Raw genomic sequence first — 25,921 nt, 5'->3', positions numbered from 1 at the left:
TTAGGGCCCACCCTCACGGGTATGCACCTGCCGATCTAGGGCAATCTTGTAGGTGAGAGGATGGGCGACACCAGCCGAAGCTGGGGCAAAGGTTCTTTTTACGGCGGGTAGCGCCTACGATCCTCTGCGGACTGTTCCAGCACATCAGGAGAACGACGTGCGCTTGCGTCTCACGCCGCGTGAGGACAGCTTCTACGACATGTTCACCGACTCGGCGAACAACCTGGTCACCGGCGCCAGGCTCCTCGTGGAACTCATCAGCGACGGCGCCGACCGGGCGGCGATCGCGGAGAAGATGCGCGCCTGCGAGCATGCGGGCGACGAATGCACCCACGCGATCATGCGCCGGCTGAACGAAACGTTCATCACGCCGTTCGACCGCGAGGACATCTACCAGCTCGCCTCGTCCATCGACGACGTCATGGACGAGATGGAGGAGGCCGCCGACCTCGTCGTGCTCTACAAGATCGACGAGTTCCCCAAGGGCATCGTCAACATGGTGGAGGTCCTGGAGCGGGCCGCCGAGCTCACCGCCGAGGCCATGCCGCGGCTGCGCTCGATGAAAGAGCTCAACGAGTACTGGATCGAGATCAACCGGCTCGAGAACCAGGGCGACCAGGTCTACCGCAAGCTGCTGGCACAGCTCTTCAGCGGCGAGTACGACACGCTCACGGTGCTCAAGCTGAAGCAGGTCATCGACCGGCTGGAAGACGCCGCCGACGCGTTCGAGCAGGTCGCGAACACGGTCGAGACCATCGCGGTCAAGGAATCATGAGCACGGCCAAGGATCCCGGCGTGACCGCCACCCGGGAGCCGGCCGCGGAGGACGACCCCGCCTCCCTCGGAGAGCAGGCCACCCGCCGGGTCACCGGACGGGCCTGGCTGCTCCTGCTGGCCGGCATCCTCATCGTCATGATCGGCGGCGCGCTCGGGCTCCGGTCCGACGCGCAGATGGCCGTCCTCGTCCTCGTCGTGGTCGTCGCGCTCGTCTTCGACTACACCAACGGCTTCCACGACGCCGCCAACGCCATCGCCACCGCCGTCTCCACCCGCGCGCTGACCCCCCGCGTCGCGCTCGGCATGGCCGCCGCCATGAACATGATCGGCGCCCTCCTCGGCGTCGGCGTCGCCAAGACCGTCAGCGAGGTCATCACACCCCCCGACGGGCTGCACGGCCTCACCGTCGTCGCCGCCGGCGTCCTCGGCGCCATCACCTGGAACCTCATCACCTGGTACTTCGGGCTGCCGTCGTCGTCCTCCCACGCCCTCATCGGCGGCGTGGTCGGCGCCGGACTCGCCTCCCTGTCCGACGTCAACTGGCACACCGTCGTCGAGAAGGTCGCCGTCCCGATGGTCGTCTCACCGGTCGTCGGGTTCTGCCTCGCCTACCTCGGCATGGTCGCCATCCTGTGGATCTTCCGGCGGGCCAACCCCAGCCGCGTCGGCCGCCGCTTCCGCATCGCGCAGACCATGTCCGCCTCGTCCCTCGCGCTCGGGCACGGCCTCCAGGACGCGCAGAAGACCATGGGCATCATCGTCCTCGCGCTCGTCACCACCGGCCACGCCGACGGCAGCACCGTCCCCTGGTGGGTGGTCATCGTCTGCGCCGGCGCCCTGTCCGCCGGAACCTACGCGGGCGGCTGGCGCATCATGCGGACACTCGGCCGCAAGGTCATCGAAGTCGACCCGCCCAAGGGCTTCGCCGCCGAAGCGACCGCGTCCGTCGTCCTCTACACCACCGCGTTCATCTGGCACGCTCCAATCTCCACCACCCACACGATCACCTCAGCGATCATGGGGGCGGGCGCCACCAAACGCCTCTCCGCCGTCCGCTGGGGCGTCGCCGGCAACATCCTCGTCGCCTGGGTCCTCACCATGCCCGCGGCCGCACTCGTCGCCGCGATCGTCTACTACGTCGTCCACTTCTTCGGGGCGTGATCTCTTGGGGGGGCTGTGTCCACCCAGGGGGGCGACCCCCTGGAACCCCCGTTGCGAGCCGGTCGATCCTCACGCCACGGTTTCGGTTTCTGTGACCGTGCGGGTTTGTGGCGTGTCGCTGCGGTCGCCCGGCTCGGCGGGTCGGGCGGCCTCCGGGCGCTAGAGCGCCCTCCGGCCGCCCGACCCGTGGCGCAACCTGGGGTCGTTGGGCAGGGTTTCCTGTGGTTGAGGTCGTTGGTGAACGTTTCTGGTCGTGAGGTGGGTGTGGCCCGGGGGTTTGCCCCGGGCCACGTTTGGTTTGCTCTTGTGTTTTTCTACTGGCCTTTGATTCGGGTCAGGGGTGGGGGTGTGATGGTGCCCTGGGCGTTGAAGTAGGCGACGAAGGTGTCCAGGTCTATGGCGCCCAGTACCTGGTCCTGGCCTTCGGTGAAGACGGTGAAGCCGTCGCCGCCGCCCAGGAGGAAGTTGTTCGCCGCGACCTTGTAGGTGGTGGACGGGTCGACCGGGGTGCCGTCGATGGTGATGGCGGAGACGCGGTCGCCCACCGGCTTCGAGCGGTCGATGGTGAAGTTCAGGTTCGCCGACGGCTGGAGGATCTTCTCGCCCGCGGACGTCCACTGCTGTTCGAGGAGGGCGTCCAGCTGCGCGCCCGTCAGGGACGTCACGCCCATCACGTTGCTGAACGGCTGGACGGCGAACGCCTCGCCGTAGGTGACGACGCCGTCGCCCTCGGAGCCGCTCGCGGCGTAGGTGAGGTCGGTGCGGACGCCGCCCGGGTTCATCAGCGCCACCTGGGCGCCGAGGTCCTTGGTGCCGGCGAGCTGGGCGTCGGCGATGACGTCGCCGAGCGCGGTCTCGCCGGACGGGGACGGGGTGCGGGTCAGATCCGCGGTGATCCTGCCGATGGGCTTGTCGGCGATGACGGAGACGCGGTCCTTCCAGGTCTGGACGAACTTCTTCGTCGCCGGGTCCGGGGCGACGTCGCGGGTGACGACGTGGTTGTCCGCCCGCACGGAGGAGCGGACGACGTCGCCGGTGCGCCGGTCCACCTTGAGGTTCACCTCGGTGAGCACGCGGCCGAAGGAGGAGCCGGAGGAGAACAGGCGCGGCCGGCCGGCGGGGTCCTTCACCGAGCAGACGTACTGCTGGTGGGTGTGGCCCGACAGGACCATGTCGATCTCGGGATCGGCCTGCTGCGCGATGCGGGAGCCGGCGCCGGGCACGATGCCGCACTCGTCGGGGCGGCTGCCGGCCTTCACCTGGTCGCCCTCGTGGACGAGCACCACCATCGCGCGGACGTTGCGGCGCTTCAGCTCGCGGGCGGCGCGGTTCGCGGCGGCGACCTCGTCGTCGAACGTCAGGCCCTTGATGCCCTCGGCGGTGACGATGCTCGGGGTGGTCTTGGTGACGAGCCCGATGAAGCCGACCCGGACGCCGTTGATGCGGCGGATCGTCCACGGCTTCATCGCGGGCCGCTGGTGGTGGCCCTGCTTCTTCAGCACGTTCGCGGCGAGGTAGTCGAACTTCGCGCCGCGCCAGGTGCCTTCGGGCGAGCAGCCGTCCACGGGGTGGCAGCCGCCGTTCTGGATGCGCAGCAGCTCCTGGTAGCCCTCGTCGAACTCGTGGTTCCCGACCGCCGACGCCGTGACGCCGACGTTCCCGAGGAACTGCACCGACGGCTCGTCGTGGTACGCGGCGGAGATCAGCGGGGAGGCGCCGATCAGGTCGCCCTGGGCGACGGTGAGGGTGTCGCGGTTCCGCAGCTGCTTCAGGTGCGTCGCGATGTAGGCGGCGCCGCCCGCGAGGACGGTGTCGCCGTTCTCGTCGATGGCGTTGCCGGAGCTTCCGGACGGCGGCTCCAGGTTCCCGTGGAAGTCGTTGAGCGCGAGCAGCCGTACGGACGCGGTCGGCGCGGGACGGGCGGCGGCGGGTTGCGCGGCCAGTCCCACGACCGTCAGCCCCGCCGCGGCGCAGGCCAGGATGGTGCGTCGTCGAGTCATTCTGTGGACGGTAGGTTCGCCCGGCATACGGATCCCGGCGGTGGGATGACGTTTTTGTGACAAATCGATCAGGGCCCCGGACGATCTTCTGGGGCGTCCCGGCGCGTAGGGTGGCGGCGTGGGTGAGCTGCGGGGAACGCTGGACGAGGCCGGGATCGCGCAGGCGCTGGCGCTGGCGGAAGCGGCGGCACAGGTCGACGGCGTGGGGCCGCTGTCGGAGCATGCCCTGCTGGCGCTCCGGGGTGGGCGGCCCGGCCCGGCCATCGTCGATGGCGGGGCTGTTGTGGCGTATGCCCACTTCGACGCTGCGACTGAGGACGAGCCCGCGGCGGGTGAGATCGTCGTCCATCCGGAGCATCGGCGCAGGGGGCACGGGCGTTCGCTGCTGCGGGCGCTGCGTCAGGAGGCCGGCGGGTCTTTGCGGGTGTGGGCCCATGGTGATCTTCCGGCGGCCGCCGCTCTGGCGTCTTCGGAGGGGATGGAGCGGGTCCGTGCGCTGTTCCAGATGCGGCGGCCGGCGTCCGACCCGCTGCCGGAGGCGCACGTCGCCGAAGGGGTGAGCGTCCGCTCCTTCGAGCCCGGACGGGACGAGCAGGCGTGGCTCGACGTGAACGCGCGCGCCTTCGCCGACCACCCCGAGCAGGGCGCCTGGACCATGGACGACGTCCGCGCGCGCGAGGCCGAGGAGTGGTTCGACCCCGCCGGGTTCTTCCTCGCCGAGCGGGATGGGCGGCTCGTCGGGTTCCACTGGACGAAGGTGCATCCCGGCAAGATCGGTGAGGTCTATGTCGTGGGCGTCGACCCCGACGCGCAGGGTCTCGGGCTCGGACGCTCGCTGACCCTGGTGGGCCTGCACCATCTGCGCTCCACCGGGATGGAGCAGATCATGCTGTACGTGGACGAGTCGAACGTCGCGGCCGTCCGCCTGTACGAGTCGCTGGGGTTCACCCGGTACGCCGTCGACGTCATGTACGCCTGAAACCCGGTTGACCGGGTCTCGACCCGGTTTTTGGCCGGTTGAGCTGCGCCGTTAACCCGGCGTCCATCCCAAATCGGGACATTCTTCGCGATCACGCGCGCCCACGTTCATCCGCCGTTCACCTGGATCCGGGCGGCTGGTCACCTCGCCTGCTTAGCGTCGCATTCGACGGCGAACCCCACGGTCCGTCGCGGTGCGAACGGCGAAATCCAAGAGGAGACCCCCCGGTGAAGAACGGTTCCCGGCTCGCCGCCCTGGGCGGTGCGGTCGTCGCGGGCGTGCTGGCCCTGTCCGCATGCGGGAGCGACAACAACGTCACGGCGAGCTCGAGCAGCGCCCCGGCCGGCGACATCGACTGCGCCAAGGCCAGCGTCAACGCGGCGGGGTCGAGCGCGCAGAAGAACGCGATCGAGGAGTGGACGAAGCTCTACGCGAGCAAGTGCGCGGGCGCCAACCTGAACTACAACCCGAGCGGGTCGGGCGCCGGCATCCAGGCGTTCACCAGCGGGCAGGTGGCGTTCGCCGGTTCCGACTCGGCGCTCAAGCCCGAGGAGGCCGCGGCCGCGCGGGAGCGCTGCCAGGGCGGGGCCGCGCTGAACCTGCCGATGGTCGTCGGCCCGGTCGCGGTCGTCTACAACATGCAGGGCGTGGACGGGCTGAAGCTGTCGCCCGAGAACATCGCCAAGATCTTCTCCGGAAAGATCAAGAAGTGGAACGATCCGGCGATCGCCGGGGAGAACGCGGGCGCGAAGCTGCCCGACGCGGAGATCAAGCCGATCTACCGCTCGGACGAGTCCGGCACGACGGACAACTTCACGAACTACCTGCACACGGTCGTCCCGAAGGTCTGGACGTGGGAGAAGGCCAAGAAGTGGCCGAACTCCACGGGCCAGGGCGCGGCCAAGTCCGACGGCGTCACCGGCCAGGTGAAGAACACCGAGGGCGCCATCTCCTACGTGGAGATGTCGTACGCGGAGAACAACAAGCTCCAGACCGCGCATGTGAAGAACGGCGCCGGTGAGTACACCGAGCTGTCGCCGGAGAGCGCGTCCAAGGCCGTCGCCGGGGCGAAGGTCACCGGCACCGGCAACGACGTCGCGCTGGAGATCGACTACGCGACCGAGGAGCCGGGTGCGTACCCGATCGTCCTGGTCACCTACGAGATCGCGTGCGAGAAGGGGCTGCCCGCCGAGCAGGCCGGGTTCGTCAAGTCCTTCCTCACCTACACCTCCAGCGCCGACGGCCAGAAGATCCTCACCGGCCTCGGGTACGCCCCGCTGCCGCAGAGCGTGCTCACCAAGGTCCAGACGTCCGTGAAGGCCCTGTCCTGACCCAGCACGACGGCACCCGCAGCCCCGCCGCCGACGACCTCGGCGACGGGGCCGGCGTGGGTCGCGACGTCATCCAAGGAGGTTTCCCCATGACCACCGAGACCGGCGTCGAGGCGCGCGCCGGCACCCCGGCCCGCACCGCCGCCCCGATGGGCACCGGACGGGCCGGAGACAAGGTCTTCGCCGGGGCCGCCCGCGGCTCCGGCATCGCCGTGCTGGCGATCGTCGCCGCGATCGCCGCCTTCCTCGTCTGGAAGGCGGTCCCGGCCCTGCGGGACAACGAGGCGAACTTCCTCACCGCCGAGGAGTGGAACCCGAACGCGACGCCGCCGGAGTTCGGCATCGCGCAGCTGGCGTTCGGCACGCTGGTCTCGTCGCTGCTCGCGATGCTGATGGCGACGCCGGTCGCGATCGGGATCGCGCTGTTCATCTCGTTCTACTCGCCGCGGCGGCTGGCGTCCGGGCTCGGCTACGTCGTCGACCTGCTCGCGGCCGTCCCCAGCATCGTGTACGGGCTGTGGGGCCTCGCGTTCCTGTCCCGGCACATGGAGGGGATCAGCGCCTTCCTCAACGGGGCGCTGGGCTGGATCCCGCTGTTCGGCGGGGACAGCCCCGGCAAGAACTCGATCTTCACCGCCTCGGTGGTGCTGGCGATCATGATCCTGCCGATCATCTCGTCCATCTCCCGGGAGGTGTTCCTGCAGGTCCCGCGGGCCAACGTGGAGGCGGCGCTGGCGATCGGCGCGACCCGCTGGGAGATGATCCGGATGGCGGTGCTGCCGTACGGGCGGTCCGGCATGATCGGCGCCTCGATGCTCGGCCTCGGCCGCGCGATGGGCGAGACGATCGCCGTCGCGATGGTGCTGACGTTCGTGCCCGGGATCAACTGGCGCATCCTGGAGAACGGCGGCGCGACCTTCGCCGCGAACATCGCCAACAGCTTCGCCGAGGCATCGGTCACCGGGCGCGGCGCGCTGATCGCCTCCGGCCTGGTGCTGTTCGTGATCACCCTGGTCGTCAACATGGCCGCCCGCGCGGTCGTCGCGCGGCGGAAGGAGTTCGCGTGACCAGCGCCTCCACCCCCGAGAGCGTGAGCCTCACCTCGGTGTCGGCGGGACGCAAGATCAAGGACCGGCTCGTCCAGGGGCTGGTCTATCTGGCGTTCGCGCTCGCGGTCGTCCCGCTGGTCTCGGTGCTGTGGACGGTCGCCGTCAACGGCGCCGAGCGGCTCGACCCCACGTTCTTCCAGTTCTCGATGAACGCGGTCAGCGGCAGCGACCCCGGCGGCGGCGCCTACCACGCCATCATCGGCACCCTGGAGCAGGTCGCGATCACCACCGTGATCGCCGTGCCGCTCGCCCTGCTGACCGCGATCTACCTGGTCGAGTACGCCGGCGGCGGCCGGCTCGGCAGGCTGATCAGCTTCACCGTGGACGTGATGACGGGCATCCCGTCGATCGTCGCCGGCCTGTTCGTGCTGGCACTGTGGCTGCTCACGATGGGGTTCGGCTTCTCCGGCTTCGCCGGGGCGCTGTCGCTGACGATCCTGATGATCCCGACGGTGGTGCGCGCCGCGGAGGAGATGCTGAAGCTCGTCCCGAACGACCTGCGCGAGGCGTCCTACGCGCTGGGCGTGCCGCGCTGGCGGACGATCTGCTTCGTCGTGCTGCCGACGGCGCTGACGGGGATCGTCACCGGCGTGATGCTGGCCGTCGCCCGCGTGATGGGCGAGACCGCGCCGCTGCTGCTCACGATCTTCTTCACCAAGGCGATCAACAACGATCCGTTCACCGGTCCGCAGGCGTCGCTGCCCACCTTCATCTGGGAGCAGGCCGCGGACCCGAACCAGCACTCGATCGACCGGGCCTGGACGGGCGCGCTCGTGCTGATCGGGATCATCATGCTGCTCAACCTGGTCGCCCGGCTCGTCGCCCGGCGCGCCGCGCCCGCCGGCCGCTGACCCCCCGAAAGGAAGACCCATGGCCAAGCGGATCGACGTCTCCGGGCTCCACGCCTACTACGGCGGCGTCCACGCCATCGAGGACATCTCGATGACGATCGAGCCGCGCTCGGTGACCGCGTTCATCGGGCCGTCGGGCTGCGGCAAGTCCACCTTCCTGCGCACGCTGAACCGGATGCACGAGGTCATCCCGGGCGCGCGCGTCGAGGGCAAGGTCATGCTGGACGACGAGGACCTCTACGACCCGTCCGTGGACCCCGTCGCGGTGCGCCGCGTCGTCGGCATGGTGTTCCAGCGGCCCAACCCGTTCCCCACCATGTCGATCTACGACAACGTCGCCGCCGGGCTCAAGCTGAACGGCGTGCGGCGCAAGTCCCGGCTGGACGAGATCGTCGAGGAGTCGCTGCGCGGCGCCAACCTGTGGAACGAGGTGAAGGACCGGCTCGGCAAGCCCGGCGCGGGCCTGTCCGGCGGGCAGCAGCAGCGGCTGTGCATCGCCCGCGCGATCGCCGTCCGGCCGCAGGTGCTGCTGATGGACGAGCCGTGCTCCGCGCTCGACCCGATCTCCACGCTCGCGATCGAGGACCTGATCGACAAGCTGAAGACCCAGTACACGATCGTGATCGTCACCCACAACATGCAGCAGGCGGCGCGGGTCAGCGACCGGACGGCGTTCTTCAACATCGCCGGGACCGGCAAGCCGGGCAGGCTCATCGAGATCGACGACACCAGCAAGATCTTCGCGAACCCGGAGGAGAAGGCCACCGAGGACTACATCACCGGCCGCTTCGGCTGACCCGCCCGTCCCGCCGGGGCGGCGGGACGGGCGGCCGGCTCAGCCGGACTGCTCGATGAACGGCGTCTTCTTCGCGGGCTCGGTCGCGGTGCCCGTGCTCACGACGGTGGACGTCCCGGGGCGGGCGTCGGCGTCGGACGCCTGGACGGTGCCGGTGCGCGCCGGGCCCTCCAGGGCCGTCCAGGACGAGCCGTCGAAGTGCAGGTACCGGGTCCTGGTGCCGGTCGTGACCGGCAGCACGACCACGCCGCCCCGCCCGTCGGACGACATCCCGAGGCCGGTCGCGCCCAGCGGGATGTCGGAGGTCGTCCAGGACGTGCCGTCGTAGTGCTGGACCGCGTTCGTGATCTGCGCGTTCTGCCGGACGCGCAGCACGTAGACGTTCGTCGGGGAGTCGGCGACGATGCGGTACAGGGTGCCCTGGAAGCCGAGGGCGCCGAGCGAGCCGGGGACGTCGATCCGCTCCCAGGACGTCCCGTCGAAGTGCATCACGATGCCGGTCGCGGCCGTCCCGGACTCCGCGGTCGTGCCGGCGAGCCACACGTCGTCGGCGGCGCGGACGTCCGCCGCCGTGATCGACGAGGACGGCGGCAGCGGGACCTGCGGGTCGACCCACGCGTCACCCGTCCAGCGGAGGATCGCGCTCGGGCCGCCGTTGAACTGGTTGAGCCCGGCGATCGAGTAGGCGGTGCCGTCGGGGGCCGCGGACACGGCGTTCGGGATGCCCACCAGCGGATACGGGACCTGGCTCCACGCGGTGCCGTTCCAGTACAGGCCGACCGTGCCGCTCAGGCTGTACCCGATGACCCACGCCTTGGACGGGCCGGAGACGGCCACGTCGACCGGTGTGAAGCCGACCGGGCTCTGCTCGGCGGTCCAGCCGGAGCCCGTCCAGCGGACGATCTTCGCCGCCGGGCCGAAGATGTTGCCGGCGGCGCCGACGGCCCAGCCGGCGTCCCCGGCGCCGAAGTCGACCCGGTCGAGGGATCCGTCGTAGGCGATCGCTCCGGTCGCCACGTCCGTCCAGCCGGCGGCGTGCGCGGGGGCGGCCGCCGCCACCGTCCCGGCGGCGCAGGCCAGGGCGGTGGCGACCGCCAGTGCCGCGGTGCGTCTCATGGGGGCTCCCTTTCATGATCACAGCAAGCCCCGGACAGCGTACGCGATCACTTACTCGGCGCCCGGCGGGGCACCGCCCCCGGCTAGCGGAACAGCGCCTGGCGCGTCCCCATCATGATCCGGTCGCCGGGGAGGAGCGTCCGCATGATGGACTCCAGCTCGGGCCGGGCCATCGCGACGCAGCCCGCGGTCGGTCCCGAGCCGATGTGCATGAAGATCGCCGAGCCGGCCCCGTGGACGATCGGGGAGTCCGGCGGCCGGTTGTAGTTGACCACCACGGACTGCTTGTAGGGGCCCCGCTGCATGAGCTGCGACAGGTTCTCGTCGTCCGGCAGGCACGCGCCCCGGTAGTAGCGGTTGTAGCGCGAGTCGCCGATCGTCGAGCCCCAGCAGTCGCCGCTCGCACGCAGCGAGCGGTAAGGGAGCCACGTTCCCGGGTCGCCCTCGCCGAACGCCTCGGTCATGGTGTAGGACCCGGTCGGCGACTTCCCGTCGCCCTCTCGCTTGGCGCCCGGTTCGGCGTAGCCGTTCCGGCCCACATGGCCGAGAGTGGTCAGGAACTGCTTCCAGAAACGGCCTTTCCTGACGCATTCGGTGACGGTCACCTCGGTCGTCCCGTATCCGGCTGCGACGGCGAAGACGACATGCCGGGCTCCGCCCGGTTCGTAGCGCGTCTGCCCCTGGCTGAGAGCCCAGCACGGATCGCTTACGTGGCTCTCTCGAGCGGAGGCACGCGGAATGCCGACGGCCATTGCGACCAGCCCTGCGGCGGCGGAAAGGGCCGCGATTCTCATGGCGGCTGAACACTTCCTCATGAAGCTACGCCTCCCCCTCCGACCTTCCGGATACGCCCGAGCGCGCCTCTCAGATCGATCAAGGAAAAGACATATGACAAGACGCCCGGAACCGTGCGGTTCCGGGCGTCTCGTGCCGAGGGAAAGGGCTACTCGCCCTTCCAGTTCGGCTTGCGCTTCTCGGCGAACGCCGCCGGGCCCTCCTGGGCGTCCTTGGAGGTGAAGACCGGCAGGGTGATCTCCTGCTGCTTCTTCCACGCCTCCTCGGACGACCAGTCGGCGGACTCGACGATGACCTTCTTGGTCGCCGCGAGCGCCAGCGGCGCGTTCTCGGCGACCTTGAGGGCCAGCTCCTTGGCCGCGGCGAGCGCGCCGCCCGGCTCGGCGAGCCGGTTGACGAACCCGAGCTCGGCCATCCGGTCCGCCGGGTACTTGTCGCCGGTGAGGGCGATCTCCATGGCGATGTGGTACGGGATGCGCTGCGGCAGCCGCAGCAGGCCGCCGCCCGCGGCGACCAGGCCGCGCTTCGGCTCGGGCAGCCCGAACTGGGCGTCCCGGGCCGCGACGATCATGTCGCAGGACAGCGCGACCTCGCAGCCGCCGGCCAGGGCGTAGCCCTCGATCGCGGCGATCATCGGCTTGGCCGGCGGGCGCTCGGTGAGGCCCGCGAACCCGCGCCCCTCGACGACGGGGTTGTCGCCGGTGAGGAAGCCCTTCAGGTCCATCCCGGCGCAGAACGTCCCGCCCGCGCCGGTGAGGATGCCGATGGACAGGTCCTTGCGGGACTCCAGCTCCTCGACGGCCGCCGCGATGCCCCGCGCCACCTCGCCGTTGACCGCGTTGCGGGCCTCCGGGCGGTTGATGGTGACTACGAGGACGGCGCCGTCTTCTTCGGTCAGAACAGCGTCGGTCATTCAGTGCCTCACTTGGGCTGGAAGCGGATGCCGCCGTCGAAGCGGATCGTCTCGCCGTTCATGTAGTCGTTCTCGATCAGGGCCTTGACGAGGTGCGCGAACTCCGACGCCTTGCCCATCCGCTTCGGGAACGGGACGGGCGCGGCGAGCTTGGCCTTGAAGGCCTCCGCCTGCTCGCCCTGGCCGTAGATCGGGGTGTCGATGATGCCGGGGCAGATGGTGTTGACCCGGACGCCGATCGCGGCGAGGTCGCGCGCCGCCGGCAGCGTCATGCCGATGATGCCGCCCTTGGACGCGGAGTAGGCGATCTGCCCGGTCTGGCCCTCCAGGCCGGCGACGGACGCGGTGTTGATCACCACGCCGCGGGCGCCGTCGGCGTCGGCGGGCTCGGTCTTGGAGATCGCGGCCGCGCCGATCCGCATCAGGTTGAAGGTGCCGATCAGGTTGACCCGGATGACGGTCTCGTAGGAGGCCAGGTCGTGCGGGGTGCCGTCGCGGTTCACGGTCCGCGACGCCCAGCCGATCCCGGCGCTGTTGACGATGACGCGCAGCGGGGCGCCGGTGTCGACGGCGGCCTGCACGGCGGCCTGCACCTGCTCCTCGTTGGACACGTCGGTCTTGACGAAGACGCCGCCCACCTCGTCGGCGAGGGCCTTGCCCTTGTCCTCGTTGAGGTCGGCGACGACCACCTTGGCGCCTTCGGCGGCCAGCGCGCGGACGGTGGCCTCACCGAGGCCGCTCGCGCCACCGGATACGACGGCGGAAACTCCGTTCAGGTCCATAAGCGACACCTTACGTGAGGGACCGAATGTGGTTCGGGGTGATGCTATCCAGACGTCCGTCCGCGCTCCGCGCACACCCCGGCGGATCGCGGAGCGCGTTATTACTCACGGGTTACAATAGGGCCCGCGTTTGCTCCGCGCAGCTCCGGGCACCCGCGTCTTGTGGACGGCGGGGTCGAAACCTGGAGGAACCGAGCATGAGCGAGCGTCCGGCACAGAGCCAGTCCTACCCCGGCCGGACGGGGGAGATGGCCCCCGAACCGCGCGACGAGATGCGCGACTACCTCGGCAGCGACCAGCTGCGCGGGCGGCGCGCGCTGATCACCGGCGGCGACTCGGGGATCGGGCGGGCCACCGCGGTCGCCTTCGCCAAGGAGGGCGCCGACGTCGCGATCACCTATCTGGAGGAGGACGACGACGCCCGGCACACCGCGAGCCTGGTCGAGGACGCCGGGCGGCGCTGCGTCACGTTCGGCGGCGACATGGCGGAGGAGCGGCAGTGCCGCGAGGTCGTCGAGCACACCGTCCGGCAGCTCGGCGGGCTGGACGTCCTCGTGCTGCACCACGGCACGCAGACGCCGGTGAAGGACGTCCGGGAGATCGACGGCGAGCAGCTCCGCCGCACGTTCGAGGTCAACGTGTTCTCGGTGTTCTGGACGATCCAGGAGGCCCTCGACCACATGGGGCCGGGCTCGTCCATCATCATCACCGGCTCCATCAACGGGCTGCGCGGCAACAAGACCCTCATCGACTACTCCGCCAGCAAGGGCGCGGTCATGTCGCTCACCGCGAGCCTCGCCCAGAACCTGATGGACCGCGAGATCCGCGTCAACTGCGTCGCGCCCGGTCCGGTGTGGACGCCGCTGATCCCGGCGACGTTCGACGCCGAGCGGGTGGAGTCCTTCGGTAAGAACGCGCCGATGGGGCGTGCGGCCGATCCGGATGAGATCGCGCCGTCCTACGTGTTCTTCGCCTCCAACCGCCAGTCGTCCTACTACACCGGGCAGACGCTCGTACCGGCCGGCGGGGAGATCCACCCGGGCTGATGGAGCTGCAACGCTGATGGAGCTGCAACGTAGTGACACCGGCGAACCGGGCTACGGACGCCGGAGAGCAGGCAAAGGCTTCGTATTCCTGGGGCTGGACGGTCGCCCCCTGCAAGACCCCATTGAGAAGGAACGCATCAGGTCGCTCGTCATACCGCCCGCCTGGAAGGACGTCTGGATCTGTCCGGACCCGGACGGCCACATCCAGGCGATGGGCACCGACGCGGCCGGACGGCGCCAGTACCTCTACCACGAGGCATGGCGGGAGCAGCGCGACCAGGAGAAGCACGAGCACGTCCTGGAGCTGGCCGAACGGCTGCCCAAGGTGCGGCACACGCTGGACGAGCACCTGTCCGGGCGCGGCTACTCCCGCGAGCGGGTGCTGGCCGCCGCCGTCCGCCTCATCGACCTCGGCTTCTTCCGCATCGGCGGGGAGTCGTACGCGGCGGAGAACGGCACGTTCGGGCTCGCGACCGTCCTGCGCGAGCACGTCACCTGCCGCCGCGGCGGCGAGGTGACCTTCGAGTACCCGGCCAAGGGCTCGAAGGACCTGTACCGCGCGGTCGCGGAGGAGAACGTGTGCAAGGTCGTGAGCGGCCTCAAGCGGCGTCCCGGCGGCGACCCCGAGCTGCTCGCCCACCGGACGCGGGACGGCTGGCACGACGTCACCACGTCCGACATCAACGAGTACATCCGCGAGGTGACCGCCGGCGACTTCACCGCCAAGGACTTCCGCACCTGGCACGCCACCGTCCTCGCCGCGGTCGGGCTCGCGGTGTCGGTCCGCGCGGACGGCGGCGACACCGCCCGCAGGCGCGCCATCGTCCGGGTCGTGAAGGAGGTCGCCGCCTACCTCGGCAACACTCCCGCCGTCGCGCGGGCCTCCTACATCGACCCGCGCATCATCGAGTGCTACGAGAACGGCGAGACGGTCGCGCCCGTGCTCGACCGGCTGGGCGTCGAGGCGTCGGAGGGCGAGCTGGCGACGCAGGGCCCGGTCGAGCAGGCCGTCCTCGACCTGCTCCGCGCCGCCCGGTGACCTGAGGTTCCGGCCGGGCCGCGGGACGGCGCGGGATCACTCCCCTCCTCGCGATCTCGCGGCCGTCCCACCGGCCCATCACGTAGAGGCGAACGTCACCAGGCCGACACCCGTTCCCGGACGTCCTGGCCTTCCGCGGCCTCCGGCGCCTCCAGCGAGTACACGGCGTAGGCGTGCTGCAGCACCGGCAGCGCCACGTTCCGCACCCGCATGCCGCCGGACGTGAGGCCCTTCTCCGTCCCCTTGTGCGCGTGGCCGTGCACCGCGAGGTCGACGCCCGCCGCGTCGATCGCCTCCCCGAGCAGGTAGCTGCCGAGGAACGGGTAGATCTCCAGCGGCTCCCCTTCGAGGGTGTCCGCGGACGGCGAGTAGTGCGTGAGGGCGACCGTGACGTCAGCGTCCAGCTCCGTGAGGGACAGGTGCAGCCGGTCGGCGAAGTCCTTGGTGTGCCGGATGAACGCCTTCATCTCCGGCTCGCCGAAGTCGCTGGCGCAGCGGCCCTCGAACCCGCCGCCGAACCCCTTGCCGCCCGCGACGCCGAGGGTCGTCCCGCCGCAGTCCAGGACGGTGCCGTCGCCGTCGAGGACGGTCACGCCCGCGTCCCGCAGCACGCCGGTGATCTCGTCCTCGGCGTCAGAGTGGTAGTCGTGGTTGCCGAGGACGGCGACCACGGGCGGCCCGAGGTCGCGCAGCACGCCGGCGGCGATCCGGCCCTCCTCGGGCGTGCCGTGCCGGGTCAGGTCCCCGGCGACCAGGAACACGTCCGCCTGGTCGGCGAGCGCGGCCAGCCGGGCCCGGTACTCCCCGGCCATCTCCGGTCCGACGTGCAGGTCCCCCGCGGCGGCGACACGGATCATGAGATCTGCTCCTCTCCGTCCGGCTCGGGCACCGCGACGACGTGCAGCTCGTTGCAGATCCGGCGGCCCCCGGCGGCCTCCCGGGCCGCCTCCTCGACGGCGCGGCGCCGCTCCTCGCTCACCACCTCGCCGCGCAGGTGCACGAACTCGCCGCGGACGTCCACCCGGATGCCGAGCTCGTACGCCTCCGCGGCGAGCCGCTCCTGGATGTGCGCGGCCAGGTAACCCGACATGTCCGCCATGGCCTGCCCCCCTTCGGTCACAGCACGGCCCTCACAGCACGTCCTCCTCGATCACGCCGAGCCGCGCGAGCAGCGTCAGGAACGCGTACGCGTACGGGGACCCGGCGGTCTCCGCCGCGACCCGCCGCCAGTCCACCTGCTCGCGCAGCGCCCGGCCGACGTGCAGGAACCCGCTGAAGTCGCAGGCGGTCTCGGCGAACGCCATCAGCCGCATGACCATCAGGTCGGTGGCGGGCAGGACCGGCATGAACACCGCGCCCACCGTCATCTCCTCGGCCCGCCGCAGCAGCTCGCCGTCCACCGGACGGCCGGACGGCGTGTGGATCAGGTCGATGGTGTGCTCGCCGTCGTAGGCCTTCTCCAGCCAGTTCTCCGGACTCTCCAGGTGCGCCATGCCCACCGCGGCGAGCGCGTCCAGCGCCGCCTGGACGTCCCGCGGCCGCAGCACGAAGTCGACGTCGTGGGTCGACACCGCCGCGCCGTGCGCGTACGCCGCGAAGCCGCCCGCGAGGGCGTACTCCAGGCCCGCGTCGCGGAGGGCGGCGGCCGCGCGCTTCAGGGCGGTCAGCAGATCGTCCGCCACGCCGCCCAGGCCGGGCCCCGGTCCCGCGGTGCCGGACCCGCGCGTCGCGGCCTTCGGCTGCGTCTGCACGTCCCCCACGCGCTCCCCTGCTCGATTGCGGTCGCGGTGGCGGGGTACCCGGCGAGGGGCCGGTCATGCGTCCCCGGTCACCCGGCCGGGCGGTATCCGGCGGGCGGGGTGGGGGTCGTGCCCAGGCAGGTCGCGACGGGGTCCTCGATCGAGCACCAGCCGGGCTTGCGCACCGGCACGTACCCGGAGGGGACGCCCCCGTTCGCGATGATCGAGCGGTAGGCGGGGACGGCGTCGGTCGGGCGGCGCGCCAGGGACGGGTCGGTCAGGACGTCCACCGTGTAGAGGCCGAACCGTGCCCGGTAGCTGCCCCACTCGTAGTTGTCGGTGAGGCTCCAGTAGTTGTAGCCCATCATCTTCACGCCGTCGGCCATCGCGCGCTGGATCCAGTACATGTGGTCGCGGAGATGGTCCGCGCGCGTGTAGCCGTCCTGGCGCGGCTTGCCGTCATCGGTCGGCATGCCGCTCTCGACGACGAAGACCGGCAGGTGCGGTAGCCGGCGCTGGTAGTTCTTCAGGACGTAGTACAGCCCCTCAGGCTCGGGGTCGACCTTCCAGAACTCGCCGGTGAGGGCGTACACCGCAGTGAAGTTCTGCAGGTTCGCGCCGTAGTAGTAGTCGATGCCGATGAAGTCGAGCTTTTCGGTGACGTCGTTGAACAGGGCCGCGTCGAAGATGCCGTTGAGGGCCGTCCCGTAGGCGACGTTGCTCGACACCGGGGCGCCCGGGTCGACCTTGTGGATCATGTCGTACGCGGCCCGGTGCGTCCTGATGAGGGCGTCGCGCATCTTCAGCATCTGCCCGAGGTCCATCGGGCGGGTGGTGAGCTCCTTGTAGATGTAGGCGCTCGCCTCGTTGAAGGTGATCCAGATGACGCCCTGCCCCTTGTAGCGGTCGACGACGTAGCGGGCGTTGCTCAGCCAGTCGTCCTGCGTGCGGGGGTTGTCCCAGGCTCCCTGGTCGGCGACCCAGCCGGGATACACCCAGTGGTCGAGGGTGAGCATGGGCCGCATCCCGTTCTCCTTGATGCGGCGGATGAGGTCGTCGTAGTACGCGAGCGCCTTCGGATCGCGGTACCCGCGGCGCGGCTCCACGCGGGACCACTCGATGGACGTCCGGAAGACGTTCACGCCCAGGCCCTTGGCCAGCTTCAGGTCGGACGGGTAGCGGTGCAGGAAGTCGACGGAGTCGCCGTAGGGGTCGGTGACGCCGGGCGCCTTGCGTTCGGCGTAGCGCGTCCAGTTGCTGTCGGGGAAGTGCCCCTCGCTCTGGAAGCCGGACGTCGACACGCCCCAGAGGAAGCCGGGCGGGAACTTCGCGGTCGGTGATCCGCCCTCGGCCAGGGCCGGCGGCGCCGCCACGAGCCCGGCGACCAGGAGGAGACCGCACAACACGCGTCCGAACACAGGACTCCCTCCGAGCGCGGAACCTGCTTCTCCTTCGGACTACAGGCGGCCGGATCCGGTCCGTCAACCCCTCGGCCGGGCCGGATCCGGTACTCGCGTCCGTCCGCAACCCGTCATCCCGGCACGCCCGACCCGGCCGATTAAAGGAGACATAAGCCACATTTATCGTTACGTGATACACGCCACAGATCATTACGGAGCGTCGACAGGTTTTCCACAGAACGGCATTCCACTTACCGGCGGGCGCCGCACGGGTCACCATGAAATGGATCTTCAAAGGGGGGAAGGTGACCCAGTTCACATTTTCGCCGGGCTGATCAGAATCAGCGCAGGCCACCGCGGTGGCGCCAATCCCTTTCCCCGCGCCCGCTCCCACCGGAATGACCGGAGTGATTTGCCATGCCCACCCGACTCTGCATACGTTCCTGGACGTTCATGCGGCACCGCAGCCGCCCGGATAACAGAACACGCACCCGACGCGCGGCTCGCGGCCTGCACGGCCGCCCCCACAGGCACGGCGCGGCCCCCCAGGCCGTCCCCCGCGGTACTCCCGCGACGGCCGCCGTCGGAAGCCGAATCCGTGCAGCCGAGATGCACGGAACCGGAAGCGGCCACCGTTCACCCGCGCCCCGTCGAATGGCGCGGCGGAATGGTCGCGGCATCCCGAACCGCAAGGAGAACCCGTGCGGTGACGGCTGCCCGGTAGGCATCACCCGCGAGGTCTGGAGTCATTCTGCATACCCCCCGAAACCCCCTGAAGACCGGAATCACCACCGGCGGGCTCGCGCTCACCGCGACCGCGGCGCTCGGCGCGTCCGTCCTCACGGCCGGTCCCGCCGAGGCGGCGGCACCGCCGCAGCAGGCCGCGGTCGTCACCGCGGCGGCGAAGGTCTCCGCGAAGCAGTCCCGCGCCGCGAAGCAGAAGAAGCGCGCGGCCTACGCCGTGAAGTACGCGGCGAAGCAGATCGGCGACCCCTACCGCTACGGCGGCACGGGGCCCGGCTCCTGGGACTGCTCCGGCCTCGCCGGCGGCGCCTGGCGCAAGGCGGGCGTGAAGCTGCCCCGCACCAGCCAGCAGATCTACCGCGCCGTCAAGAAGAAGGTCTCCTGGAAGGGCGCCGTGAAGGGCGACCTGCTGTTCTTCTACGGCGGGCGCACCCACATGGGCATCTACGCCGGCCACGGCTACATGATCCACGCGCCCAGCTCCGGCAAGCGCGTGAAGAAGATCAAGCTGACCAAGTACTACAAGCGCAACTTCTCCGGCGCCGTCCGGCCGGGCCTCTAGCCCCGGCCGCCCCCGTACCGCCCAGGCCCCGCACGCATCGCGACGTCCCCCGCGCGCGCCGTGCGGGGCCTGTGGCGGTAAGGCCCCTGGCCCGGCATCCTCCGGAAGGGCTCTCAGGAAAGCGCGGGGTAGTCGGTGTACCCGCGGTGGTCGCCGCCGTAGAAGGTCGAGCGGTCCGCCGTGTTGTAGGGGCCGCCGGCCTCGATGCGGGCGGGCAGGTCGGGGTTGGCGAGCCACAGCTCACCGAACGCGATCGCGTCCGCCACGCCCTCCCGCAGCGCCTCGGCGCCCTCCTCCGGTCGCGCCGGGAACGACTCCGGCGTCGGATGCGGGTTCAGGATCAGCGTCCCCGGCCACTCGGCCCGGATCCGCCGGGTCATGTCGCGGTTCAGCTCCTCCATGACGTGCAGGTACGCCAGGCCCAGCGGGGCGAGCCGGCCGACGAGGGCGGAGTACAGTTCCGGCGTGTCGCTCTCGCTGACGCCGCTGGACGTGCCGCCCGGCGACACCCGGAGCCCGACCCGCTCCGGGCCGATCGCGTCCGCCGCCGCCCGCACGGCCTCGACGGCGAACCGCACCCGGTTCTCGACCGTCCCGCCGTAGGCGTCGGTGCGGACGTTGCTCCCGTCGGCGAGGAACTGCTGGATCAGGTAGCCGTTCGCGCCGTGCAGCTCGACCCCGTCGAACCCGGCCGCGACCGCGTTGCGCGCGGCGGCGGCGAACTCCCCGACGGCCCCGGCGATGTCGTCCAGGGTCATCTCCTTCGGGACGGGGTGGTCGAGCATCCCGTCCGGCGTGAAGAGCCGGTCGCCGCTCGCGATCGGCGACGGGCCGAGCGGCAGCCCGCCGTCCGGATACAGGACGGGGTGGCCGACACGCCCGGAGTGCATCAGCTGCGCGAAGATCGTGCCGCCCTCCTCGTGGACGGCGTCGGTGACCGCCCGCCACGCCTCGACCTGCTCGTCCGAGTGCAGTCCCGGCGTGAGGATGTACCCCTGGCCCCGGACGCTCGGCTGCGTCCCCTCCGTGATGATCAGCCCGGCGCTCGCCCGCTGCCGGTAGTACTCCGCGGTCAGCTCGGTGACGGCACCGCCCGCGCTCGCGCGGCTGCGGGTCATCGGCGCCATCACGAGGCGGTTGCGCAGCTCCAGCTTCCCGGCCGACAGCGGCTCGAACAGTTCCCGCACGATGTCCTCCTCGGTTCGTTTTCGCTGATCACGAACGTACGAACCGGCGGATACGGGGTGCATCCGTAGGCTTTCGGTATCCGGGCCCGTAGTTTGGATGGGTGCTCTACGGGCGTAACGACGAACAAGCGCGGCTCTCCTCGCTCCTCGACGAGGCGCGCGACCACCGGCGCAGCGCCGCCCTGCTGCTGCGCGGCGAGGCGGGCATCGGCAAGTCGGCGCTGCTCGCGGAGGCGGCGGCGCGGGCGCCGCGGGTACTGCGCGCCACCGGGGTCGAGGCGGAGTCCGGCATCGCGTTCGCCGGACTCAACCAGCTGCTGTGGCCCGTCCGCGACCGGCTGGCGGGCCTCCCGGAGGCGCCGGCCGCCGCGCTGCGCTCCGCGCTCGGCGAGACGTCCGCCGAGCCGGGCCGCTTCGCCACCGGCCTCGCCGTGCTCGCCCTCCTCGCCGACCTCGCCGAGGACGGCCCCGTCCTGTGCGTCGCCGACGACGCGCACTGGCTCGACACCGCGACCGTCGAGGCGCTGCTGTTCGCGGCGCGGCGGCTCGCGGCCGAGGGTGTCGTCATGCTGTTCGCCGCGCGCGACGACGCCTTCACCGGCACCGGCCTGCCCGAGCTGCGGCTCGGCAGGCTCGGCCGGGACGACGCCGAACGGCTGATCGCGTCGCGGGGCCTGCCCCCCGTCGCCCGCGAGCGGGTGCTGCGGGAGGCGGCTGGCAACCCGCTCGCGCTGCACGAGTTCGCCGCCGCCGGCGAGCGTCCCCCCGAGACCACGCCGCTGCGGGTCGCCGACCGCGTCCTCGCCTCGTTCCAGGAGCAGATCGCCCGGCTGCCGGAGCCGACCCGGACGATGCTGCTGATCGCGGCGGCGGAGGGCCGCGGCCACATGCCGAGCCTGCTCGCGGCCGCCGGCACCCTCGGGACCGGCCTCGCCGACCTGGAGCCCGCCGAGCGCGCCCGGCTGGTCGCGGTCACCGGGCGCAGCATCGAGTTCCGGCATCCGCTGATCCGGGCGGCCGCGTACCAGGGCGCGACGGCGGCGCGGCGGGTCGAGGCCCACCGGGCGCTGGCCGAGTCCGCCACCGACCTCGACTGCCGCGCGCGGCACCGCGCGTCCGCCGCGCTGGCTCCGGACGGGGACGTCGCCGCCGACCTCCAGGAGGCCGCCGAGCGCGCCCGCGCCCGCGCCGCCTACGCCACCGCGGCGACGCTCTACCGGCAGGCCGCCGACCTCACCCCCGGCCGGGCGGACCGCGGGGCGCGGCTCGGCGCCGCCGCCGCGCTCACCCTCCGGGCGGGCCGCCTGGACGAGGCCGGCGACCTCGCCGTCCACGCCGAGAAGCTCGGCGCCGCCGACCGCGCCGCCCTCGCCCGCGTGCACGCCGCCGTCGAGTACGAGCGCGGCGACCCGCGCGCCGCGGCCCGCATCATGGTCGACCGCGCCGCCGGCGACGAGCGCGCGGAGATGCTGCGCGTCGGCGCCGTCTACGGCTGGACGTCTGGCGAGCTGCGCGCGGTCCGCCGCGCCGCCGAGCTGCTGCCCGGCGACCGGACCCTGCGCGGCCTCGCGCTGCTCGCGGACGGCGACTACGCGGGCGGCCTGCCGCTGCTGACCGAGCAGGTCGCCGCGCTGCGCGACGGCGACGGCGACCGGCTGCGCGGCGCCCGGCTCGCGCTGATCGCCGGCGCGGACGCGGCGGCTCTGGAACTGGCCGCCGCCGAGGCCGCGCACTGCCGCCGGGACGGCCTCGCCGGCGAACTGCCGGGCGTCCTGCAGATCCTCGCGCAGACGCAGATCGCGGCAGGGCTGCACGCGGACGCGGAGGCCACCGTCGCCGAGGCGGTCGCGCTCGCCCGCGACACCGGCCGCCCGCACGGCGAGGGCCGCCTCGGCGCCGTCCTCGCCCGGGTCGCGGCGATCGAGGGCGACGAGGCCCGCCTCCGCGAGCTGACCGCGTCCGCCCCGCCCGGCTTGGCGGACGCCGCGCTCGCCCTCCTCGACCTCGGCCTGGGCCGCTACGACGAGGCGCTGCGGCGCCTCGACGAGATCGCGAACGGGCCGCACCGCCACGCCGAGATCCTGTCCGCCGCCGACCAGGTGGAGGCCGCCGTCCGCGCGGGCGAGACGACCGTCGCGCGCGCGGCTTTCGCCCGCTATCGCACCTGGGCCGAGGCGAGCAAGCAGCCATGGGCCCTCGCCGTGTCCCTGCACTGCGAGGCCCTGGTGACCGATACCGAGGAGCTCTACGCGGAGGCGATCCGGCTGCACGAACAGGCGTCGCGGCCGTTCGAGCGGGCTCGCACAGAACTTCTCTACGGCGAGTACCTGCGCCGCGCGCGCCGCCGCTCCGACGCACGCGTCCCGCTGCGCTCGGCGGCCTCCATCTTCGAACGCCTCCACGCCGCCCCATGGCTGGAACGCGCGCGCGCCGAACTACGCGCCACCGGTGAGTCCGGCACCGCCGTCCCGACCGCGCCGGACCTCCTCGACCGCCTCACCCCGCAGGAGCTCCAGGTGGTACGCCTGGCGGCCGCCGGCACCAGCAGCCGGGAGATAGCCACCCAGCTCTTCCTCAGCCCGCGCACGGTCGAGTACCACCTCTACAAGGCGTATCCGAAGCTGGGCATCTCGTCCCGGAGGGAGCTCTCCCACCTGGCCCTGGAGCCCGCCTGAGGCACTACGACGACAGAGTCCGCTTGAGGAAGGCTTCCGTGAGCCGCCAGGCCCGCTCGGCAGGCTCCGGCTGGTAGAACATCGGCGCCTTACGGTTGTGGAAGGCGTGCCCACCGTCCTCCTGGACGTGGATCTCGATGTTCTCCCGTCCCTCTACGGCGCGCTCCACCTTCGCGACGTCCTCCCGGGGGATGTAGGGGTCGTCCCCACCGAAGTGGAACTGCACAGGGCTCCGAAGGGCGTCGATCTGGTCCAGAGCCCCCGGCACGCCCGACCCGTAGAACGACACCAGGGAGTCGACCTCGGCCTGCGCACCCAGCAGGTAGGCGAGCGTCCCGCCGAAGCAGAACCCCAGCACGCCGACCTTGCCGACACCTGGCAGGCCCTTGAGGACGTCCAGCGCGGCCTTCGCGTCCGCTACGCCCTTCTCCCAGTCGAACTGGGAGACCATCGACATCCCCTTGGGGAGGGCCTCCTCGTTGTGGGCGGTCGTCCAGTTCGGCTCGATGCGCCAGAACATGTCGGGCGCCGCCACCACGAACCCGAGCGCCACCAGGTCCTCGGCGACGGCCTCCATGTAGTCGCCGACACCGAAGATCTCCTGGAGGAGCAGAACCCCCGGACCGCGCTCCCCCCACACCCGCAGGTCGAACTCGCCGTCAGGAACAACCACCTTTTCCGTCATGTCACCCGATGATGGCGTATACCGCGCTCGCATGGGCGACGGTCACCGAATCGGCCGTCATGTCGATCTCCGCGAACGCCATCGTCCGCCCCAGCTTCGACAGCTCCGCGCGCACCAGCACGTCCTTGCCCTTCACCGCCCGCTGGAAGGTCGTGCCGAGCTGCACGGTCGTCATCGGTACGAACCCGCCCTTGGCGCCCGAGACCGCCAGCACCACCGCCGTGTCGGCCGCCGCCATCAGCGCCTGCCCGGACAGCGCGCCGCCCTCCCGCGCCAGCCGGTCCGACCACGGCAGCCGCAGCACCGCCGTCCCGTCCCCCACCTCCTCCGGAACGAGGCCGAGGTCCAGCACCCACGGCGCGAAATTGTCACGCAGGATCTCATCGGGCTTCACCGTCATCCCGACATGATGCACGCTGAGGGCATGCACGAGGAGATCTTCCTGCCCGCCGCCTACGCCGACGGGGTCCCGTACGCCGCCTTCGCCCGGCTGCGCGCCGAATCGCCGGTCGTCCGGATCCCCGAACCCGCCGTCGGCCCCTGGCCCGCCGGCCCCGGCTACTGGGCGGTCTTCCGGCACGCCGACGTCAAGCACGTCCTGCGCTCCCCGGACCTCTTCTCGTCCAACCTCGGCGCCACCCAGATCCGCGACCCCGACACGCCCGAGGATCTCGCCTTCGTCCGCGCGATGATGCTCAACCAGGACCCGCCCGACCACTCCCGCCTGCGCCGCATCGTCGCCGCCGCGTTCACCCCCCGCGCCGTCCGCGCCCTGGAGGAGACGATCGAGGCCCGCGCCCGCGCCCTCGTCGCCTCCGCCGCCGGCGAGGACACCGACTTCGTCGAACTCGCCGCCGACCTCCCCGTCTGGACGCTCGCCCACATCATGGGCGTCCCCGACTCCGACCGCCGCCTCCTCTACGACTGGGCGTCCCGCGTCATCGGCTACCAGGACGACGAGTACGCCGGACTCTCCACCGCCGACGCGGCCACGATGACGCCCATGGCCCGCAAGGCGATGCACTACCGCCCGACCACCACCACCCACCCGGACGGGCGTCCCATCAACCCGCGCTCCTACACGGCCCTCGCCGACATGTTCGCCTACGCCCACGCCCTCGCCGCCGAGAAGCGCTCGAACCCGTCCGGCGACATCATGTCCCGCATGCTGGAGGGCGGCCTCACCACCCACGAGTTCGAGAACATGTTCTTCCTCTTCGCCGTCGCCGGGAACGAGACCCTCCGCAACGGCATCCCCGGCGGCCTCCTGACCCTCCTCGAACACCCCGCCGAACTCGCCCGCCTCCGCGCCGACCCCGACCTCCTCCCGTCCGCCGTCGAGGAGATGCTCCGCTACTGGCCCCCGGTGATGGACTTCCGCCGCACCGCCACCGCCCCCGTCACCCTCTCCGGCCAGAAGATCGACGCGGGCGACAAGGTCGTCGTCTACCACGCCTCCGCCAACCGCGACGAGACCGTCTTCCGCTCCCCCGACCGCTTCGACATCACCCGCACCCCGAACGACCACGTCAGCTTCGGCTTCGGCCCCCACTTCTGCCTGGGCGCCCACCTCGCCCGCACCCAGATGCGCGCCCTCTTCCGCGAACTCCTCCCCCACGACATCACCCTGACCGGCACCCCCGTCCGCCTGGCCTCCAACTTCCAGAACGGCCTCAAGCACCTCCCGGTCCACCTGTCCGCCACCCCCTAACCCCGTCGCGAACCCCCCATCGATCTCGGTACGCTTGCGTGACGGGTCGCTAGCTCAATTGGCAGAGCTCCGGACTTTTAATCCGTAGGTTGTGGGTTCGAGTCCCACGCGACCCACCACCCCTGACCAGGGCAAACGGGAGATTGTCCCGGTTTGCCCGCCGCCCGATTCGCCCCGTTCCGTCCCCCTGTCTGCTCGATGTTTGCTCGCGGGCACGGATCGGGCCTGGTCACCCCCCGATTCACATCGATGTTGCCCGGCCGGCAGACACAGTGGTGAGTGCGAGCCCCACCGCCTGCGGGATTGCTGGCACCTATGGGAGGTGGTGCCCTGTAAGTCTCCGCTTGTGGCCGACGCACCAGGAATGGGAGGGCCGCTGCGCCCACTGATCATCTCGCCCGTGGACGACGCCGCCCTCACACGGGTCCTTGGCAAATCGGAGCCGCGGCGAGGTTGGCCATCTTGATCCTCCGCTGGTGATGCGGGCATCATCCGGGCGAACATGGTGTCCTCTCGCCGCGAG

At 71.3% G+C, this 25,921-nt stretch carries 24 protein-coding genes and 1 tRNA gene; 13 read left to right on the top strand and 12 right to left on the bottom strand.

Features of this window, described 5'->3' with window-relative positions; genetic code table 11:
• Nucleotides 1-157 precede the first annotated feature (157 nt).
• Entirely contained in the window at nucleotides 158-775 is a 618-nt protein-coding gene (locus tag CHF16_RS21560) for a DUF47 domain-containing protein (RefSeq protein ID WP_089327901.1), read from the top strand.
• On the top strand, nucleotides 772-1,938 hold the full coding sequence (locus CHF16_RS21555; protein ID WP_089327900.1) for an inorganic phosphate transporter: 1,167 nt from the start codon (nucleotides 772-774) through the stop codon (nucleotides 1,936-1,938). The genes CHF16_RS21560 and CHF16_RS21555 overlap by 4 nt, the downstream gene beginning before the upstream one ends.
• A 314-nt stretch (nucleotides 1,939-2,252) precedes the next feature.
• Here CHF16_RS21555 and CHF16_RS21550 read toward each other — a convergent pair whose 3' ends face one another.
• The gene (locus tag CHF16_RS21550; RefSeq protein WP_089327899.1) at nucleotides 2,253-3,938 is read right to left on the bottom strand and encodes a bifunctional metallophosphatase/5'-nucleotidase; all 1,686 of its coding nucleotides are present in this window, start codon (nucleotides 3,936-3,938) and stop codon (nucleotides 2,253-2,255) included.
• 127 nt (nucleotides 3,939-4,065) lie between these two features.
• Between CHF16_RS21550 and mshD the strand changes: the two genes are divergently transcribed.
• The 5 genes from mshD (at nucleotide 4,066) to pstB (ending at nucleotide 9,004) form a co-directional block, all read left to right on the top strand.
• Nucleotides 4,066-4,917 carry a mycothiol synthase gene (gene mshD / locus CHF16_RS21545; RefSeq protein ID WP_425427504.1) on the top strand — a complete coding sequence of 284 codons (852 nt, stop codon included), beginning with the start codon at nucleotides 4,066-4,068 and terminating at the stop codon, nucleotides 4,915-4,917.
• 227 nt (nucleotides 4,918-5,144) lie between these two features.
• Nucleotides 5,145-6,248 carry a phosphate ABC transporter substrate-binding protein PstS gene (gene pstS / locus CHF16_RS21540; RefSeq protein ID WP_089327897.1) on the top strand — a complete coding sequence of 368 codons (1,104 nt, stop codon included), beginning with the start codon at nucleotides 5,145-5,147 and terminating at the stop codon, nucleotides 6,246-6,248.
• A gap of 89 nt (nucleotides 6,249-6,337) precedes the next feature.
• Nucleotides 6,338-7,315: a phosphate ABC transporter permease subunit PstC gene (gene pstC / locus CHF16_RS21535; RefSeq protein WP_089327896.1), complete on the top strand. Its 978-nt coding sequence runs from the start codon at nucleotides 6,338-6,340 to the stop codon at nucleotides 7,313-7,315.
• Entirely contained in the window at nucleotides 7,312-8,208 is an 897-nt protein-coding gene (pstA, locus tag CHF16_RS21530) for a phosphate ABC transporter permease PstA (protein ID WP_089327895.1), read from the top strand. Before pstC ends, pstA begins: the two co-directional genes overlap by 4 nt.
• A 19-nt stretch (nucleotides 8,209-8,227) precedes the next feature.
• Nucleotides 8,228-9,004: a phosphate ABC transporter ATP-binding protein PstB gene (pstB, locus tag CHF16_RS21525; protein ID WP_089327894.1), complete on the top strand. Its 777-nt coding sequence runs from the start codon at nucleotides 8,228-8,230 to the stop codon at nucleotides 9,002-9,004.
• A 39-nt stretch (nucleotides 9,005-9,043) separates the two neighbouring features.
• On the opposite strand, the gene CHF16_RS21520 is transcribed toward pstB, so the two are convergent.
• From CHF16_RS21520 to CHF16_RS21505, 4 genes are all read right to left on the bottom strand, one after another.
• Nucleotides 9,044-10,120 carry a hypothetical protein gene (locus tag CHF16_RS21520; protein WP_089327893.1) on the bottom strand — a complete coding sequence of 359 codons (1,077 nt, stop codon included), beginning with the start codon at nucleotides 10,118-10,120 and terminating at the stop codon, nucleotides 9,044-9,046.
• Between the two features lie 83 nt (nucleotides 10,121-10,203).
• The gene (locus CHF16_RS21515; protein WP_089327892.1) at nucleotides 10,204-10,725 is read right to left on the bottom strand and encodes a L,D-transpeptidase family protein; all 522 of its coding nucleotides are present in this window, start codon (nucleotides 10,723-10,725) and stop codon (nucleotides 10,204-10,206) included.
• A 338-nt stretch (nucleotides 10,726-11,063) separates the two neighbouring features.
• The gene (locus CHF16_RS21510; protein WP_089327891.1) at nucleotides 11,064-11,828 is read right to left on the bottom strand and encodes a crotonase/enoyl-CoA hydratase family protein; all 765 of its coding nucleotides are present in this window, start codon (nucleotides 11,826-11,828) and stop codon (nucleotides 11,064-11,066) included.
• Between the two features lie 8 nt (nucleotides 11,829-11,836).
• Nucleotides 11,837-12,610 carry an SDR family NAD(P)-dependent oxidoreductase gene (locus tag CHF16_RS21505; protein WP_089327890.1) on the bottom strand — a complete coding sequence of 258 codons (774 nt, stop codon included), beginning with the start codon at nucleotides 12,608-12,610 and terminating at the stop codon, nucleotides 11,837-11,839.
• A gap of 197 nt (nucleotides 12,611-12,807) precedes the next feature.
• Between CHF16_RS21505 and CHF16_RS21500 the strand changes: the two genes are divergently transcribed.
• Both CHF16_RS21500 and CHF16_RS21495 read left to right on the top strand, forming a co-directional pair.
• Entirely contained in the window at nucleotides 12,808-13,656 is an 849-nt protein-coding gene (locus CHF16_RS21500) for an SDR family oxidoreductase (protein ID WP_089327889.1), read from the top strand.
• Nucleotides 13,657-13,672: 16 nt separating this feature from the next.
• Nucleotides 13,673-14,695, top strand: coding sequence for a DNA topoisomerase IB (locus CHF16_RS21495; protein ID WP_089327888.1), 1,023 nt, complete (start codon nucleotides 13,673-13,675; stop codon nucleotides 14,693-14,695).
• A 95-nt stretch (nucleotides 14,696-14,790) separates the two neighbouring features.
• Here CHF16_RS21495 and CHF16_RS21490 read toward each other — a convergent pair whose 3' ends face one another.
• The 4 genes from CHF16_RS21490 to CHF16_RS21480 form a co-directional block, all read right to left on the bottom strand.
• A complete protein-coding gene (locus CHF16_RS21490) occupies nucleotides 14,791-15,552 on the bottom strand; it encodes a metallophosphoesterase family protein (RefSeq protein ID WP_089327887.1) in 762 nt (253 codons plus the stop codon).
• Nucleotides 15,549-15,794 carry a BON domain-containing protein gene (locus CHF16_RS40385; RefSeq protein ID WP_179271632.1) on the bottom strand — a complete coding sequence of 82 codons (246 nt, stop codon included), beginning with the start codon at nucleotides 15,792-15,794 and terminating at the stop codon, nucleotides 15,549-15,551. Before CHF16_RS40385 ends, CHF16_RS21490 begins: the two co-directional genes overlap by 4 nt.
• Before the next feature lie 31 nt (nucleotides 15,795-15,825).
• Entirely contained in the window at nucleotides 15,826-16,455 is a 630-nt protein-coding gene (locus tag CHF16_RS21485; RefSeq protein WP_245868971.1) for a nucleotidyltransferase, read from the bottom strand.
• A gap of 68 nt (nucleotides 16,456-16,523) precedes the next feature.
• Nucleotides 16,524-17,852: a family 1 glycosylhydrolase gene (locus tag CHF16_RS21480; RefSeq protein ID WP_218826767.1), complete on the bottom strand. Its 1,329-nt coding sequence runs from the start codon at nucleotides 17,850-17,852 to the stop codon at nucleotides 16,524-16,526.
• A gap of 943 nt (nucleotides 17,853-18,795) precedes the next feature.
• On the opposite strand from CHF16_RS21480, the gene CHF16_RS21475 reads away from it, so the two are divergent.
• Nucleotides 18,796-19,140, top strand: a complete 345-nt coding sequence (locus CHF16_RS21475) for a C40 family peptidase (protein WP_245868968.1) — start codon at nucleotides 18,796-18,798, stop codon at nucleotides 19,138-19,140.
• Nucleotides 19,141-19,253: 113 nt separating this feature from the next.
• Here CHF16_RS21475 and CHF16_RS21470 read toward each other — a convergent pair whose 3' ends face one another.
• Nucleotides 19,254-20,327 (bottom strand): alkene reductase, encoded by a 1,074-nt coding sequence (locus tag CHF16_RS21470; protein WP_245868965.1) that lies wholly within the window; start codon nucleotides 20,325-20,327, stop codon nucleotides 19,254-19,256.
• 101 nt (nucleotides 20,328-20,428) lie between these two features.
• Between CHF16_RS21470 and CHF16_RS21465 the strand changes: the two genes are divergently transcribed.
• The gene (locus CHF16_RS21465; protein WP_089327884.1) at nucleotides 20,429-23,002 is read left to right on the top strand and encodes an AAA family ATPase; all 2,574 of its coding nucleotides are present in this window, start codon (nucleotides 20,429-20,431) and stop codon (nucleotides 23,000-23,002) included.
• A gap of 4 nt (nucleotides 23,003-23,006) precedes the next feature.
• Here CHF16_RS21465 and CHF16_RS21460 read toward each other — a convergent pair whose 3' ends face one another.
• On the bottom strand, nucleotides 23,007-23,687 hold the full coding sequence (locus tag CHF16_RS21460) for a dienelactone hydrolase family protein (RefSeq protein ID WP_089327883.1): 681 nt from the start codon (nucleotides 23,685-23,687) through the stop codon (nucleotides 23,007-23,009).
• A gap of 1 nt (nucleotide 23,688) precedes the next feature.
• The gene (locus CHF16_RS21455) at nucleotides 23,689-24,087 is read right to left on the bottom strand and encodes a PaaI family thioesterase (protein ID WP_089327972.1); all 399 of its coding nucleotides are present in this window, start codon (nucleotides 24,085-24,087) and stop codon (nucleotides 23,689-23,691) included.
• Between the two features lie 6 nt (nucleotides 24,088-24,093).
• Between CHF16_RS21455 and CHF16_RS21450 the strand changes: the two genes are divergently transcribed.
• Together CHF16_RS21450 and CHF16_RS21445 are read left to right on the top strand one after the other, a co-directional pair.
• Nucleotides 24,094-25,398: a cytochrome P450 gene (locus CHF16_RS21450; RefSeq protein WP_245868963.1), complete on the top strand. Its 1,305-nt coding sequence runs from the start codon at nucleotides 24,094-24,096 to the stop codon at nucleotides 25,396-25,398.
• Between the two features lie 43 nt (nucleotides 25,399-25,441).
• Nucleotides 25,442-25,517, top strand: a tRNA-Lys gene (locus tag CHF16_RS21445).
• Nucleotides 25,518-25,921 lie beyond the last annotated feature (404 nt).

Source organism: Actinomadura meyerae, assembly GCF_900188445.1.
Taxonomy (GTDB): domain Bacteria; phylum Actinomycetota; class Actinomycetes; order Streptosporangiales; family Streptosporangiaceae; genus Spirillospora; species Spirillospora meyerae.
Note: the sequence above shows the minus strand (reverse complement) of the source record. Positions and strands in the feature narration are given on the sequence as shown.

Excerpts from the sequence above, each read along its gene's own strand:
- CHF16_RS21490 (WP_089327887.1), bottom strand. The coding sequence starts at position 15,552 with ATGATCCGTGTCGCCGCCGCGGGGGACCTGCACGTCGGACCGGAGATG.
- pstC (WP_089327896.1), top strand. The coding sequence starts at position 6,338 with ATGACCACCGAGACCGGCGTCGAGGCGCGCGCCGGCACCCCGGCCCGC.
- CHF16_RS21550 (WP_089327899.1), bottom strand. The coding sequence starts at position 3,938 with ATGACTCGACGACGCACCATCCTGGCCTGCGCCGCGGCGGGGCTGACG.
- pstB (WP_089327894.1), top strand. The coding sequence starts at position 8,228 with ATGGCCAAGCGGATCGACGTCTCCGGGCTCCACGCCTACTACGGCGGC.
- CHF16_RS21500 (WP_089327889.1), top strand. The coding sequence starts at position 12,808 with ATGAGCGAGCGTCCGGCACAGAGCCAGTCCTACCCCGGCCGGACGGGG.
- CHF16_RS21505 (WP_089327890.1), bottom strand. The coding sequence starts at position 12,610 with ATGGACCTGAACGGAGTTTCCGCCGTCGTATCCGGTGGCGCGAGCGGC.
- CHF16_RS21450 (WP_245868963.1), top strand. The coding sequence starts at position 24,094 with ATGATGCACGCTGAGGGCATGCACGAGGAGATCTTCCTGCCCGCCGCC.
- CHF16_RS21510 (WP_089327891.1), bottom strand. The coding sequence starts at position 11,828 with ATGACCGACGCTGTTCTGACCGAAGAAGACGGCGCCGTCCTCGTAGTC.
- CHF16_RS21495 (WP_089327888.1), top strand. The coding sequence starts at position 13,673 with ATGGAGCTGCAACGTAGTGACACCGGCGAACCGGGCTACGGACGCCGG.
- CHF16_RS21460 (WP_089327883.1), bottom strand. The coding sequence starts at position 23,687 with ATGACGGAAAAGGTGGTTGTTCCTGACGGCGAGTTCGACCTGCGGGTG.
- CHF16_RS21555 (WP_089327900.1), top strand. The coding sequence starts at position 772 with ATGAGCACGGCCAAGGATCCCGGCGTGACCGCCACCCGGGAGCCGGCC.
- CHF16_RS40385 (WP_179271632.1), bottom strand. The coding sequence starts at position 15,794 with ATGGCGGACATGTCGGGTTACCTGGCCGCGCACATCCAGGAGCGGCTC.
- CHF16_RS21520 (WP_089327893.1), bottom strand. The coding sequence starts at position 10,120 with ATGAGACGCACCGCGGCACTGGCGGTCGCCACCGCCCTGGCCTGCGCC.
- CHF16_RS21455 (WP_089327972.1), bottom strand. The coding sequence starts at position 24,087 with ATGACGGTGAAGCCCGATGAGATCCTGCGTGACAATTTCGCGCCGTGG.